11 protein-coding genes are annotated in these 15,045 nt (G+C 55.7%); 3 read left to right on the top strand and 8 right to left on the bottom strand.

Annotated features, from left to right (window positions below; translation table 11 throughout):
• Nucleotides 1–55 precede the first annotated feature (55 nt).
• Nucleotides 56–649 (top strand): GDP-mannose pyrophosphatase NudK, encoded by a 594-nt coding sequence (gene nudK, locus O1721_RS20030; RefSeq protein ID WP_032649030.1) that lies wholly within the window; start codon nucleotides 56–58, stop codon nucleotides 647–649.
• A gap of 106 nt (nucleotides 650–755) precedes the next feature.
• Complete coding sequence (locus tag O1721_RS20025) at nucleotides 756–1,799, top strand: DUF1176 domain-containing protein (protein WP_032649027.1); 1,044 nt, start codon at nucleotides 756–758, stop codon at nucleotides 1,797–1,799.
• A gap of 89 nt (nucleotides 1,800–1,888) precedes the next feature.
• Here O1721_RS20025 and ygjK read toward each other — a convergent pair whose 3' ends face one another.
• From ygjK to ebgR, 6 genes are all read right to left on the bottom strand, one after another.
• A complete protein-coding gene (gene ygjK / locus O1721_RS20020; RefSeq protein WP_032649024.1) occupies nucleotides 1,889–4,240 on the bottom strand; it encodes an alpha-glucosidase in 2,352 nt (783 codons plus the stop codon).
• Nucleotides 4,241–4,255: 15 nt separating this feature from the next.
• Nucleotides 4,256–5,314 (bottom strand): protein YgjJ, encoded by a 1,059-nt coding sequence (gene ygjJ, locus O1721_RS20015; protein WP_032649021.1) that lies wholly within the window; start codon nucleotides 5,312–5,314, stop codon nucleotides 4,256–4,258.
• 38 nt (nucleotides 5,315–5,352) lie between these two features.
• Complete coding sequence (locus O1721_RS20010) at nucleotides 5,353–6,789, bottom strand: amino acid permease (protein WP_032649019.1); 1,437 nt, start codon at nucleotides 6,787–6,789, stop codon at nucleotides 5,353–5,355.
• Between the two features lie 53 nt (nucleotides 6,790–6,842).
• Nucleotides 6,843–7,292: a beta-galactosidase subunit beta gene (locus O1721_RS20005; protein WP_015572213.1), complete on the bottom strand. Its 450-nt coding sequence runs from the start codon at nucleotides 7,290–7,292 to the stop codon at nucleotides 6,843–6,845.
• On the bottom strand, nucleotides 7,289–10,372 hold the full coding sequence (gene ebgA, locus O1721_RS20000) for a beta-galactosidase subunit alpha (RefSeq protein WP_032649016.1): 3,084 nt from the start codon (nucleotides 10,370–10,372) through the stop codon (nucleotides 7,289–7,291). Before ebgA ends, O1721_RS20005 begins: the two co-directional genes overlap by 4 nt.
• Before the next feature lie 146 nt (nucleotides 10,373–10,518).
• Entirely contained in the window at nucleotides 10,519–11,502 is a 984-nt protein-coding gene (gene ebgR, locus O1721_RS19995; RefSeq protein WP_015572215.1) for a transcriptional regulator EbgR, read from the bottom strand.
• A 138-nt stretch (nucleotides 11,503–11,640) separates the two neighbouring features.
• On the opposite strand from ebgR, the gene O1721_RS19990 reads away from it, so the two are divergent.
• Nucleotides 11,641–11,973, top strand: coding sequence for a tRNA-binding protein (locus O1721_RS19990; RefSeq protein ID WP_017383485.1), 333 nt, complete (start codon nucleotides 11,641–11,643; stop codon nucleotides 11,971–11,973).
• 87 nt (nucleotides 11,974–12,060) lie between these two features.
• Here the strand turns inward: O1721_RS19990 and tkt are convergent, their stop codons facing one another.
• Together tkt and tal are read right to left on the bottom strand one after the other, a co-directional pair.
• Nucleotides 12,061–14,049, bottom strand: a complete 1,989-nt coding sequence (gene tkt / locus O1721_RS19985) for a transketolase (RefSeq protein ID WP_032649013.1) — start codon at nucleotides 14,047–14,049, stop codon at nucleotides 12,061–12,063.
• Nucleotides 14,050–14,068: 19 nt separating this feature from the next.
• The gene (gene tal, locus O1721_RS19980) at nucleotides 14,069–15,019 is read right to left on the bottom strand and encodes a transaldolase (RefSeq protein ID WP_015572217.1); all 951 of its coding nucleotides are present in this window, start codon (nucleotides 15,017–15,019) and stop codon (nucleotides 14,069–14,071) included.
• Nucleotides 15,020–15,045 lie beyond the last annotated feature (26 nt).

The raw sequence follows: 15,045 nt of genomic DNA, 5'->3' as shown, positions 1-15,045 counted from the left end.
ACAAAGCGGGCTTCACGGCGTAGTATAAACAGACTCATTTTGCCGTGGAGCCCGTATGTCCCTGAACATTACCGTTATTAAAGACAAAATCCTTTCTGAAAATTACTTTGTCCTGCGTAACATCACTTACGATCTCACCCGTAAGAACGGGGACGTCATTCGCCATAAACGCGAAGTCTACGACCGGGGCAATGGTGCAACCATTCTGCTGTATAACCGTGAAAAGCAAAGCGTGGTGCTGATCCGCCAGTTTCGCATCGCGACATGGGTCAATGGCAACGCGGACGGACGTCTGATTGAAACCTGTGCAGGTCTGCTTGATGACGATGAGCCGGAAGTGTGTATCCGCAAAGAAGCCATTGAGGAGACGGGTTTTGAAGTGGGTGCGGTGCAGAAAGTCTTTGAGCTGTTTATGTCCCCTGGCGGGGTTACCGAGCTGGTTCACTTCTTCATTGCGGAATATACCGATGCTCAGCGCACGCACCGGGGCGGCGGCGTGGACGATGAAGACATTGAAGTGCTGGAAATGCCTTTCGCTCAGGCTGTCGACATGGTGAAACGCGGCGAGATCCGCGACGGTAAAGCGGTGATCCTGTTGCAGTATCTGCAAACCAGCGGGCTGATGAATGCGGCGGCGGCAGCGCGATAAGTTGTATTTCAGATAAATCTATCCGATAAATCCGATTGAGCCAGCCCGCCCAGGGCACGAAGATACGCCCCAGATTGACCTATTCGTTTCCGGGGCTGTGCCGTTCATGCGCTACTGCGTTTTTCTTCTCTTCTTCATTTGCGTGCTTCCCGCGCCTCGGGTGTGGGCTGCGCCTGCGCAGCAGTCTTTTTCTGACTGGCAGGTGACCTGCAATAACCAGAACTTCTGCGTAGCGCGCAACACTGGCGAGCATCGCGGTCTGGTCATGACGCTGAGCCGCAGTGCGGGGGCAAAAACGGACGCCAGCCTGCGCATCGATCTCGGCGGGCTTTCAGCGCCTCCGGTGAAAGAGCCTGACATCGCCCCGCGCCTGCTGCTCGACAATGTGCCGCTTAAACTCACGTCGCAACACTGGCAGTTAACCCCATGGCATCTTAAAACAGACGATACGGCCACCATCACCACGTTTCTGAAAACCATTCAGGAAGGGCAGGCGCTGACCCTGCGTGGGGGGAAGCAGACAATCTCTCTGGCCGGGCTAAAAGCGGCGCTGCTGTTTATCGATGCCCAGCAAAAACGCGTCGGAAGTGAAACGGCATGGATTAAAAAAGGGGATAGTCCACCGCTGAGCGTGCCGCCTGCGCCGGCATTAAAAAAGGTGGCGGTAGTGAACCCCACGCCAACGCCGCTGACGCATAACGAACTCAACGATCTGCTGGATTATGGTACCTGGCGCATGAACCACAGCCAGTGCTCTCTCGATCCGAACCGGCGTGAAGTGCGCGTGACCGCGCTGACCGATGACAAAGCGCTGATGATCATCAGCTGTGAGGCGGGGGCGTACAACACCGTCGACCTGGCGTGGCTGGTGTCGCGTAAAAAACCATTTTCGGCCAGGAGCGTGAGATTGCGTCTGCCGTTTACCCCTTCCAGCCAGAGTAGCGACATGGAGCTGATGAATGCCAGCTTCGACGAAAAAACGCGCGAGCTGACCACGCTGGCGCTGGGACGCGGGATTGGCGACTGTGGGATCCAGACCCGCTGGCGTTATAACGGCCAGCGCTTCCGCCTGGTACGCTACGCGGAAGAGCCAAGCTGTGATAACTGGAATGGGCCAGATGCCTGGCCCACGCTGTGGATCACAAGGTAGGGTTTTGCCGGGTGGCGCTGTCGCTTACCCGGCCTACTTTTTAGAACCGTAGGCCCGGTAAGGCGTAGCCGCCACCGGGCACGAGGGGATCACCGATCGCTCTTACGGAAAAAGTCGTTATACAGCATATACAAATGCGCCGCGCTCCAGGAGAAGTTAGGTGCGCCCTGCTGTGCTCCGGTCAGGGGGTTATAGTTCTCCTGAATCGGGCCGTCCGAGGTTAACCCTTTCGCATGCTTAAAGAAGGTTTCGGCGAGGGTTTGCGCCTGCTCACGATAGCCGTAACGTTCCATGCCTTTTAGTCCAAACCAGAACTGATCGACCCAGACCCGGCCGCGCCAGTATATGTCTGCGCCGAATGCCGGGTTTGTCAGCGCGGCGGTGCCGAGCGGTACCCAGGTATTGAACTCCTTCGGATCCAGCATCACCTTGACCACGGCATCCGCATGTTCCTGCGTCGCGGCACCGTTAAACAGCGGAGACCAGCCTTCCGGCCCTTTACCACGCTCGACGATAGGTTTGCCCGCACAGCCGTTCGCCAGCGGCTTATCCTCGATACGAAGGTCATAGTAAAACCCGCTTTTCGCATCGAACATGCAGGTGTTGATATAGGTTGCGAGCTTATCTGCCAGCTGGCGATAGTGGCTGGCCTCCTGCTCTTTACCCAGCAGGCTCGCCATCTGCGCCAGATAGTGATTGTCGCTGTACATATAGCTTGCCTGGTCAACGGACTCCTGTAATAAGGAATACCCTAACAGATCGCCTTTTTTACTCCTGTTTTCGGCAAATTTAACCGTCCAGTCGCTGCGTTTCCCGCCGTTTTCAACGTACTTATCCAGCTGCGCTTTATCGATAAATCCGAATACGGCGGCATCATCGCGCCCGGACTCCCACGAGGCGGCCACCTGCGCGGGGATCTCCAGGCCGTCGTACTGGCCGTTATCGATTATCCGTGCGTAGTTATTCAGGCCGGAAAGCGACTCTTCTTTATCACCTTTTTTCACCGTGAACAGCATCTCGCCGGTAGCGGTGTTATGGGCCTTATCACGCGTCGCACCGTACTCCGGCACGCCGTTGCCGTTATGATCGCGGTTACGCAGCCACCAGTCGTGATAGGCAACCAGTTTTGGATACATCTCGGCAAGCCAGGCTTTATCCTGCGTGGTGTTATACACCTCCATCACCGACCATGCCGCCAGGCTCGGCTTGGTGTTACGCTCGTTCCAGTTACCGCCGTCGCCGCCTCGTTCCGGGCTCAGGTTCCAGGCGATTAAATCCGGCACAAATCCGGTATCCTGCGGGCGCACCGGATCGTCGGGTTTGATCTGCCAGGAGAAGACCGCGCGGATGTTATCTTTGGCGATCTCCGGGTTGAAATGCGCCATGGCAAATGCCTGTTTCCAGGTGTCCCACGGCCAGGTCTGGTTGCCGGAGAACCAGCGTCCGGTTACGGAGGGCGTCACCGTGTTAAAACGCACCGCGCCGCCTGGCGAACGCCAGTTACCGTTCAACGTCTCGATGGCTTTCACCGCCACGCGCGTTTGTTCTGGTGTCGCGTGCGGGTTGGTTAACCCTTTTTGTAAATACCTCTCCCAGCGCGCTTGCGAGGCGGCCATAAAGTAGGCCGGACGCGCCAGAATGTCGCGGATCTGCGGCTGTTCACGCGCGACGTCATCGGCGTTCAGCAGATGGGAGTAGGTAGTGTACAGCGTGGTGCTGCCGGAAATCTGTGCCCGGCTGGTAAAGCGATGTCCGTCAACGGTGGTCTCGGCAGGAAGAGAGCGGTGTAACTGATATTCGGAACTGCCGGAGGTGAGCAGATCCCAGGTGGAGCGTACCTTGCCGAAGGTCACCTTCAGGCCGTCGCGCGTGGCTACAATTTTACGCTGATAATCAGGATATGCGCTGTCGATGGTTTTATCCGAACGCGGCTTGCCCTCTTTGGCCTCCAGTTTTTCCAGCAGCTCGCCGTCCCACACCAGCTCCAGCGGCGTTTTGCTGGTAATACGGGTTTCAAGCAGCGAAGTACGCGCAGAAGCAAAGCGCAGCGTCATCACGATCTGAACATCCCTGGCGCTCAGTTTCTGCACCAACGCGCCAGGGAGGCTGTAGGCTTCAAGGGTGAAATCCACTTTTTTACCGTTCTGGTAAACGGACAGGCGATCAAAATTCGTCGCCATAAAGTTGATGTACTCTTCGGTGAGCAGCGCTACGCCGGGAAATCCGCCCTGGGTCTGCGGCCCGTCCGGCAGCAAATGCCCATGCCAGGCACCCATATCAAAAAAGGGATTAAACCGCTGGTGGTCGTCGTAGTCGAAATCCTGCATGAAGAGCGGCGCGCCGGTACGGTTGATGACGTTTTTGAAGTCAGTTGCGGTGGCGGCGTGAGCCGAAAAACTGAGCGCCAGCGCGCAGGCCAGCGGCGTGAGGACGTATTTCATGGTGGTAGATCCTTTTTACCAGTAGAAGTATTGCATCAGGAAGACCTGATCGATCGGGTCGCCGGAGGCATTTTTCATATAGAAGCGGCTGTCGGCAGCGGTGGCAAAACGCCCGCCGCCGTACTCGTACCAGATCCCGAACTGCATAAACGAGGTAGTTTTTTCAGCCGCATCGTCCGGACGATGTTTCGCGTAGCTGTAAGCAGTGGAGAGATAAACGCCTTTCAGGGCTTCCACCATGGCGCTGACCATAAATCCGCTCTCCGTGCCGGAGACGTTCTGTCCATCTGCCCGTCCGGTATGATGCCACGCGCGTGCCGCCAGGTTGGGTGTCAAAACGCCTGTTAAAAAGAGCTGGCCTGTACCGTCGGTAATTTCAAGACCGTTCATCCAGGTGACATCTTTCATGATGTCGTACTGAATATAGCCATTCGCCATTGCCGGATAGGTATATTTGTCGTCATAACGATCGTATTTGCCGAAGTGCAGCCAGGCCTTGCTTTCGTCATGGTGACCCGCTGGCGTGGCGGTGACGCTATAGCGCAGGTTGCCGGAGAGGTTTTGCACCTTTAGTGCGTACAAGATGTCGCGGGTGTTGGGGATCACATAGCCCAGATCCGGCGTAAAATCGCCCCACCATTGCAGGTCATCGAGAGACGAGTCCTGGCGCAGGCTGAGCATGATCTCGGTGCTGTTATCGGTTTTGTAACCGCCGTAGAAGCGGTTAATCCCACCTTCAAACCCGCCCCAGCTGTGATCGGGCACCCAGGCGTTGCCCTGATGATCCGCCTGTACGGTCCAGCCTTCGCCGTAAATCAGGCCGAACCAGTTCCCCTGTTTCATCTCCAGACCGCCCTCAATATAAGTGCCGTCGCTGTATTTATGTTTATCCTGACCTTCTAAATCCATATACCCACCGACGCCCATCTCGCCATAAAAACGAAATGACGGGGAGGTTATTGCCGGTGTTTTGGTATCGTCATGTTCAGCGGGCCGGGCATCTTCTGCGGCAATAGCAGGGCAGCAGAAAGAGAGGGCAGCGAGTGCCCACAATGTTTTTTGTTTAATTTTCATAAACTCATCCCAATGAGATAAAATCCATGCCTTTTATTTCAGTTAATATTCGAGGCAGGTGATGCTTCAATTTGTTGTTGTTCTTTTGATAATCCGTTTACGTATTTGCTGTATTTCCACCAGGCAAATCCGAGGAATAAAACAATGCCACCGACGTTATAGAAAATAATGGTCAGAATATTGGCACCGGTAGGGAAAGTGGATGCCACAAAACCAATGGCGAAAATAACAATCAGCATCGACACTATGGTTATACCCGTGGTTCGTGAACCCATCCTGAAATCGCGCGGCAGGTGATCGAGCTTACGACGCAGGTTGAGGTAGGCCAGCATAATAAACAGCGGCGGTAACATGGAGGCCGCAGCGGTCATATTGATGACGGTGTTCATCAGCTCCTGCGCGGTACTGGAGCCCATGGACGGGATAATCATCAGTGGGATCACAATCAAATACTGGATCCAGGCCGCGCGCGCCGGTACGCCGTTTTCGTTCAGCGCCACGGTTTTCGGACCAAAAATGCCGGTCGGGATCTCCGAGAAAAAGATTTTGACCGGCGTCGCCGTCCACATCAGCAGGGAGCCGAACATGGCGGTAAAGGAAACCAGACCGACGAAACGGTTCATCAACACTTCCGGCAGGCCAAACCACACCGCCAGACCGTGGAACACCTGCACCGAACCCCCGGTAAACTTCAACGCTTTGCTGCTGATAAAGACGTTGATCAGTACCGAGGAGATGGAGTACAGCACGCCGATAAAGATCCCCGCCAGGATGATCACTTTAACGAAAGATTTCGAACCGCCTTTCACATCGTTTACGTACACCGCGACGGATTCCGCGCCCCCGGCAGCCATAAATATCCAGGTGGTAATGCCGAGGAATGCCCAGTTAAAATGCGGGATCATCGCGTCGACGGTAATCGGATCAGCGGGCTGCACCCCACCCATTAGCGCCGCGCCCGCCAGCAGAATGTAAGAGAGCGTCAGCAGCAGCATCAGCGTGGAGGTTACAGACGTAATTGGCCCCAGCATCTTCGCCCCGTTGGTGGAGACCCACGTTGAGAAGGCGAACAGCACCATACTTAGCACCGTTGTGGCAAATGGTGTGAGAATGTACTCATAGCCAAGAAAGGCATAAGAGGCATAGGCAATGACGCGCGGTAATAACGAGGTGAAGAAGAATAAATTCACGAACCAGTATGTATAAGCGGTAATAAATGCCCAGCGCCCGCCGAGTGAACTTTTTACCCAGGCATAAACTCCAGCTTCTGAGTTTTTATTCAACGAGACAAACTCAGCGATAATTAAGCAGAACGGGATAAAATAGAACAGGGTTGCTAAAAAGAACATCGGCGCGGAGGCAAGCCCGAGTTCGATATTATTATTGATCACGTTGTTAAAACTAAACACGGCGGCAAAGGTCAGCGACAGCAGGCCGAATTTGCCGATGGTATTGCGTTTGGTGGTTTCAGACATAACGTTTCTCCGGGTAAGAGGCTAGCGGTGCTTCATTGGCACCGCTCGTTTTTTTATTTGTTATGGAAATAACCGTCTTCGATGGTCACATTGAGAATGACTTTTTTGACCGGCTCCTCGCTGATAAAGCGATACGCCTCATGGTTCTCACAAATTACGATCTGCCCCTCGCGCACCTGTTCGGTGGTACCCACGCCTTTCAGGTATTCTCGATCGGTCTCATCGCGGTAGCACTCCACTGTCTGAAGCGCATCTTTGGCGGCATATTCAATTTTCTGCGCGCCCTGAAGGTAGTAATGCACCTCGAAATAGCGGCGATGCCCGACAAACAGCGCGTCGGTGCTGGCATCATTGGTCACACGGTAGGCCAGCGAATCGCCAATCGAATGGGCTACGCCGGGCGAGATATTATCGATATTGTTAATGGCTTCTGAGCAGCGCTGCCATTTGCGACCCGTGCGGTAATGCTGTTGAAACTGTTCCAGGCTCTCAAGAACGATCATTTGTCTGCCTCGCTGTGCAAATCCATGGAGAAGAAACCGGTGCCGAATTGCTGGCGTGCCAGCGCCATCGAGGCGATGCGGCCGCCATTGAGCGGGAGCAATGTGAAGCCGTAGCGGAACGGACTGAACCAGACGCGCCAGCTCTCCAGTACCTCACTTCCCCAGGAATTGGAGCCTAAGCCCAGCACCTGGTGGTCAAGATTAAGCGTGATGTCATCGCAGCGGCGCAGTTCGTTGCAGTGCTGTGCGGCGTGAATATTCTCAGCCGTGTAGTGCCAGGCGCTGAAGTGGAGAGGCTGTTGCGGTACGACCAGCACGCCGCTGCCATGACGATCCGCGAGGGAGGCCCAGCGCACCTGCTGACGGTTGCCGTTGTTTTGCGGGAACGGATAATTTTCAAACATCTTATCAACCGTGGTGTGCCACAGGTCGATGGTGCTGGCCTGCTGGCTGTCCGGATAGTTTTCACCCGGCCCTCGCCCGTAGTAGCTCACCTGATCGAAACCGCCGTTGATGCCAAGCGTAAAGCCGATGCACGGAATGATGTGTGGGTACTCGCCGTAGCGCTCACCGCATAGCTCAACGTTGATCTGCCCGTCGGCGGCGATGCGCCAGCGATAGGTACAGCGCATGCCAAAATCAAACACTGGCGGGGCAATCAGGGTACGGGTGGTGACGATGATCGCATCGTTATGCTGCTCAACCTCGAAACCGCGCAGATGCTCCTGCATGATCTGGAAATGATACGGCTGCCACAGCCCTTCATACTCCTGCTTATGGTTATCAATCATGGGCTTGAAGAAGTTAATCTTCGGCTCACGGGTAAGGTATTCCTCACCGTTCACCTGCCAGGCGCTGAGTTTTCCCGATACTTTAGAGAAGGTCGCGCGGAAGTTATGCCCGGTCACGGTGCAGCTCAGGCGATCTTCCTCCAGACGCAGCGGAGTGGCACTGGTGTTGATAAACGGTGTCGGGCGTGCCGTGCGGCCTTTTAACGGGAACTGATACACCGCGATCTCGTGCCCGACCTCGCTGTAGCGCGTGGGACTGTTTTTGATAATACGTACAGTCAGGAATGCTTCGCGCTCGTCCAGTTCCGGCACGTGCAGGCTGACGCTGCGGGAGCTGTTGGGGGCCAACCCGGTGATGTTCAGTGGCTCGCTGTGCAGCGTTTCACCTTCCGCACGCACCTCCGTGAGCAGGGTGTAATCATCCAGGCTGGTGAACCATAAGCGGTTATCAACGTGCAGCTCACCGTTTTGCCAGCGCAGTTTGACCGGGGCGATCACCTGCTTGTACTCACGCAAACCTGGCCCGGGCGTTTGATCGGAGTAGATCAGCCCGTCGAGGCAGAAGTTGTAATTATTGGGGTAATCACCGAAGTCGCCGCCATAGGTGTACCAGATATTGCCGCTGGCGTCTGTTTTCTGAATACCGTGGTCGCACCACTCCCAGACATAATGCCCCTGAATGCAGTCGTGGCGATCGAACACGTTCTGATACTCGGTCAACCCGCCGGGACCGTTGCCCATCGCATGGGCGTATTCGCAGATAATGCGCGGTTTGGCGTGCGGGTATTCGCCAAACAGATTCATCAGCGGTACGCGGGTATACATGGTGGAGATAATGTCCACCACCTCGGCGTCGCGATCTTCTTCGTAGTGAAGCAGGCGAGTATCATCCAGCGCTTTTGCCGCACGGGCCATCGCGCGGATGTTACAGCCGTAGCCGGACTCGTTTCCGAGCGACCAGATGATGATCGACGGATGATTTTTCTGCGCGTGAATATGGCGTTCGATACGCTCAACGTAGACCGGCTCCCACACCGGATCGTCCGTAATGCGGCTCAGGTCGCCGACGTTGGCGAAGCCGTGAGATTCCACATCCGTTTCAGCCATCACAAACAGGCCGTACAGGTCGCAAAGCTCGTAAAAGCGCGGGTCGTTCGGGTAGTGGGCGGTACGTACCGAGTTGATATTGTGCTGCTTCATCAGGATCAGGTCGCGCTCCACGCGATCCATCCCCACCGCGCGGCCCCTCAGATGATCGTTGTCATGACGATTGACGCCGTGCAGCTTCAGATAACGGTTGTTAACGTAGAACAGGCCGTCTTTCACCTTGATATCCCGAAACCCGATGCGCTGCGGGATGATTTCCAGCGTCTGGCCATGGTTATCTTTTAAAGTCATGACCAGATGATAAAGATCCGGCGATTCAGCGGACCACTGGCGGGGTTGCCTCACCTCAATGCTGAAGGCGGTTTCCGCACGCTCGCTGACGGTCAGGTTGTCGGTTGTTCCCTGGTGCAGCACTGTCTCGCCGTCGTACAGGGTATAATCCAGTTGAACACAGCCAGGGCGTGCTGCAAGGTTTTCCAGCTCAAGCTGACAGAAGAGGGTGGCATCCCGGTATGCCTCGTCGAAGGTGGTTTTAACCGTGAAATCGCGGACATGCGTGAGTGATTTTCCCAGCAGGTAGACGTCGCGGAATATCCCCGCCGTCCACCACATGTCCTGATCCTCAATGTAGGTGGAATCTGCCCACTGCATAACCCGCACGCATAACAGGTTTTGACCGCTGTGTACCGCATCGCTGATATCAAACTCGGCAGACAGTCGGCTGCCTTTGCTAAAGCCTATATAGCGGCCATTCACGTAGACTTCGAAATAGGTTTCGACGCCGTCAAACTTGATAAGGGTCTGTTTCTCTTGCCAGCTTTCAGAAAGCGTAAACCAGCGCTGGTATGCCCCGGTCGGGTTGTCTGACGGCACCCATGGTACGTCCACCGGGAAAGGAAAGCCTTCGTCGGTGTACTGCAACTGACCGTGACCTTCCATCTGCCACATGCCCGGCACGGTAATATCGCCCCAGTCGGCCATGTATTCTGAGGTAAAGTTTTCCGGGACAAGCAGCGGGTTCGTGAAGAAGCGAAAGTTCCACTTTCCGCTTAGCGACAGAAAGTGGCTGCTGGCTTCACGCGCAAACGTGCGCGCCCGGGAAACGGTGTCATAAGAGAAGAAGTACGCACGTGGCGGGAGCCGGTTTTCATGCGTGAGTTGAATATTTTCCCAGCGATTCATGTGATCTCCCTGTAGGGGTAAAACATCATTGCTGGAGATTTTAGTAAAAATTTTACTAAATAAAATCAGTAAAACCGATTTGCTTTAACTCGATCACGAAATTAAAAAAGCCGGGCGTGCCCGGCGGGAGAGTTAACAGGTGGAAATCAGCGGGTGGTGCCGCGCAGCTTCAGTACGCTCGGGACAAAGACCTGAAGCGGTAGCGCGCGGCCATCGCGGGCCTTTTCCAGCAGCAGATTAACGCCCTGGCTGCCCATCATTTCAGAGTGAATGCGCACGGTGGAAAGAGGCGGGAAGGTAAAGCGGGCGGTTGGGATGTCGTTCACGCTGATCAGTGAAATATCTTCCGGGATCGCCAGCCCTTTTTCGTGAATGGCGCGTAACACCCCGATGGCGATGGAATCGGAGGCCACGAACAAGGCGGAAGGCCAGCACTGTTGTGCCAGCATGATTTTTGCCAGTTCATAACCGGACGAGCTGGAAAAACCGCCGCGCCAGATGTCCTGTTCCGATACCACCCCTTTCAGGAGCCCGTACTCCACGAAGGCGGCTTCCCGAATATCAGCCTTGCCTGGCTCATCTTCGCCGCCGATAAAGCCAATCCGCTTAACTCCCTGAGCAATAAAGAAATCCACTATCTGCTTGCTGATGCGCGAAAGGTCAATATCGACAGAATCGTACTCGCTGCCTGGCTCGTGAAAGTCGATAAAACAGACGTTGTCGGTCAACGACATTGCCGCACGTCGAAGCGCAGGGGAGGGTTTGCCTACAATCAACACCCCGGTGAGCTTTTTCAGCTCCGGCAGGGTGGCATTAGCGTAGCAGTTACTCAGTTCGACCCCCAGTTTTTCGCACTGCGTCTCAATGCCGTGGCGAATGGCAAGATAGTAAGGGTCGTTGATCTCCAGTTCCTGCTGGTAGCTGTAGAGCGCCAGAATATGTTGCTGACCGGCAGCGACAGACTGCATTTTACGGGAGGTCGTGCTTTTGTATTCCAGCTTCTCGGCAATCTCGAGAATGCGGTGTTTCGTCTCTTCTTTCACATTCAGCGTCGGGTCATCGTTTAAAACCCGGGATACCGTTGCCAGCGAGACGCCAGCTTCCGTCGCGATGTCTTTCAGCGTTGCCATGTTTGTCCTCATTCCCCACGAGATAGCTTATTGTAAAGGATGCGTTCGGACATGCATTAATTTTTAGTAAATAACATCCCTGTTGCCCTCGCCAGTTACCATGTTAGTATTTAGTAAAATTTTACCAAGGAGGCAAAAGTGGAAACGGTAGCATACGATGATTTTGCAAAGCTCGAGATCCGCGTGGGGAAGATTGTTGACGTTAAACGTCACGCCAATGCGGACAAGCTCTATATTGCGCAGATAGAGGTGGGAGACAGAACGTTGCAAACCGTCACCAGCCTGGTGCCGTATTACCGGGAAGAGGAGCTGATGGGCAAAACGGTGGTGGTGTTGTGTAACCTGGCAAAGGCTAAAATGCGCGGTGAAACATCTGAATGCATGTTGCTCTGCGCGGAAACCGATGACGCCCGAGAAAGTGTGTTATTAACGCCGGAGCGGGTGATGGCGGCAGGGGTAAGAGTGGTGTGAAAAAGCCGGGTGGCGGCTACGCCTTACCCGGCCTACAAAGCCTCGAACCGCAGGCCGGGTAAACGACAGCGTCACCCGGCAAAAGCACTACAGCACGCTTAGCGCCTTCTCCACCACGTTCTCAACGGTAAAGCCGAAATATGGGAACAGCTTGTCGGCCGGGGCGGATTCACCGTAACCATGCATCCCGACAATTGCCCCTTTCAGGCCCACGTATTTGTACCAGTAGTCGGCAATGCCAGCTTCAACCGCCACGCGCGCCGCGACGTTTGAAGGCAGCACCGATTCGCGGTACGCCTCATCCTGAGCATCAAAGATATCCGTTGAAGGGAGTGAAACCACGCGCACCGCGTGACCCTCGGCGGTCAGTTTCTCCGCCGCTTTTACCGTGATTTCCACCTCGGAACCGGTGGCGATCAGGATCACGTCTGGCTTGCCGCCGCGGTCTTTCAGGATGTACCCGCCGCGGGCGATATTTTTCACCTGCTCCGGCGTGCGCTCGATCTGCGCCAGGTTCTGGCGCGACAGGATCAGCGCCGTGGGTCCGTTATGACGCTCTACGGCCAGCTTCCAGCCCACTGCCGCTTCCACCTGATCGCAAGGACGCCAGGTGCTGAAGTTTGGCGTTAAGCGCAGGCTCGCCAGCTGCTCTACCGCCTGGTGCGTCGGCCCATCTTCACCCAGCCCGATAGAGTCGTGGGTGTACACCATGATTTGCCGCGCCTTCATCAGGGCCGCCATACGCGCCGCGTTACGGGCATATTCGACAAACATCAGGAAGGTGGCGGTGTACGGCACGAAGCCGCCATGGTGGGCGATGCCGTTGGCAATGGCGGTCATCCCAAACTCGCGCACGCCGTAGTGGATGTAGTTCCCGGCAATGTCCTCCTTCAGGGATTTAGAGCCGGACCAGATGGTAAGGTTACTTGGCGCCAGATCCGCCGAGCCGCCCAGCAGTTCGGGCAGGATTGGGCCAATCGCGTTAAGGGTGTTTTGTGATGCCTTACGGGTGGCAATTTTCGCCGGGTTGGATTGCAGGTTTTCAATCAGCGCCTGGGTTTTCTCTTCCCAGTCTTCCGGCAGGCCGCCGCTCATGCGGCGGGTAAACTCAGCCGCCAGCTCCGGATACGCTTTTTTGTAGGCGGCAAACTTCTCGTTCCAGGCCTGCTGCGCTTTTTCACCTGTTTCGCGAGCATCCCAGGCCTTGTAGATCTCTTTTGGGATCTCAAAGGCCGGGTGTTTCCAGCCCAGTTTCTGGCGGGTCAGCGCCACTTCCTCTTCACCCAGCGCCGCGCCGTGCGCCTCCTCTTTGCCCGCTTTGTTCGGCGAGCCGAAGCCGATGGTGGTGCGGCAGATGATCAGGGACGGTTTGTCCTTCACGCTCTGCGCTTCCTGAATCGCTTTTTTCACCGCCTCTGGATCGTGACCGTCGATCTCGTGCACCACGTGCCAGTGATAGGCTTCAAAGCGTTTCGCCGTATCGTCGGTAAACCAGCCCTCGGTTTCCCCGTCAATGGAGATACCGTTGTGATCGTAGAAGCCAATCAGCTTGCCCAGCCCCAGGGTGCCCGCCAGAGAACAGACCTCGTGAGAGATCCCCTCCATCAGACAGCCGTCGCCCATAAAGACATAGGTATAGTGATCGACAATCTCGTGGTCGGGCTGGTTGAACTGCGCGGCCAGCGTACGTTCGGCAATCGCCAGGCCAACCGCATTCGCCAGCCCCTGGCCCAGCGGGCCGGTAGTGGTTTCAACGCCCGGCGTATAGCCGATCTCCGGGTGGCCCGGCGTTTTGGAGTGCAGCTGGCGGAAGTTTTTTAATTCCTCAAGCGGCAGATCGTAGCCGGAAAGGTGCAGCAGGCTGTAGAGCAGCATCGAGGCGTGCCCGTTGGAAAGAATAAAACGGTCGCGGTCGTACCAGGTCGGATCGGTAGGGTTGTGCTTCAGGAAGTCGTTCCACAGCACTTCGGCGATATCAGCCATACCCATGGGGGCGCCAGGGTGGCCGGAATTGGCTTTTTGTACGGCATCCATGCTGAGGGCGCGAATGGCGTTGGCGAGCTCTTTACGGGACATAGTTCACTCCGTGGCAAGGTTAAAGTTTGGCGGCGAGAAGATCTTCGAGTTTGCGCTGGTCGACGGCGAACTGACGGATGCCGTCCGCCAGTTTTTCCACGGCCATTGGATCCTGATTGTGCTCCCAGCGGAATTCCGCTTCGGTCATGGGTTTTGGTTTTGGCAGAACGGTGGAGGTTGGCACCAGCTTGCGGATCACCGTCTCTTCACTCTCCTGAAGCTTTTTCAGCAGGTCAGGGGAGATGGTCAGCCGGTCGCAGCCCGCGAGCGCGAGGATCTGCTCGGTGCGGCGGAAGCTGGCCCCCATCACGATGGTCTCGTAGCGGTGCTGCTTGTAATAATCGTAGATATTACGCACCGATTTCACGCCGGGATCTTCGTCCACCACATACGGATCCATCGGCTGTTTCGCCTGATACCAGTCGTAGATACGTCCGACAAACGGTGAAATCAGGAACACGCCCGCTTCGGCGCAGGCACGCGCCTGGGCGAAGGAGAACAGCAGCGTCAGGTTACAGTTGATCCCCTCTTTCTCCAGCACTTCCGCCGCGCGGATGCCTTCCCAGGTGGAGGCAAGCTTGATCAGGATGCGTGATTTATCGATCCCCTGCTCCTGATAGAGTTCCACCAGGCGGCGAGCCTTGCTAATGCTCTTTTCCTGGTCGAATGAGAGGCGGGCATCCACTTCGGTGGAGACGCGTCCCGGTATGCTTTTAAGAATTTCCGCACCGATATTGACCGCCAGCTTGTCACTGGCCTCGGCGACCTGCTGCTCCTGCGTTTTCCCGCGCTGTTTGCCGTAGGCAAGGGCGTCATCAATCAGATGACTAAAGTGCGCAAGACCGGCCGCCTTGAGCAGCAGCGAGGGGTTGGTGGTCGCGTCTTCCGGCTGGTAGTGACGAATCGATTCGATGTCGCCGCTGTCTGCAACCACGGTGGTAAATTGTTTGATGCCGTCTAGCTGGTTCATAATTACTCCTTGGAAATAAAAGAGTT

The organism is Enterobacter cloacae complex sp. HYC033_NIDB (assembly GCF_056673335.1).
This window is presented reverse-complemented; position numbering and strand designations above follow the sequence as displayed.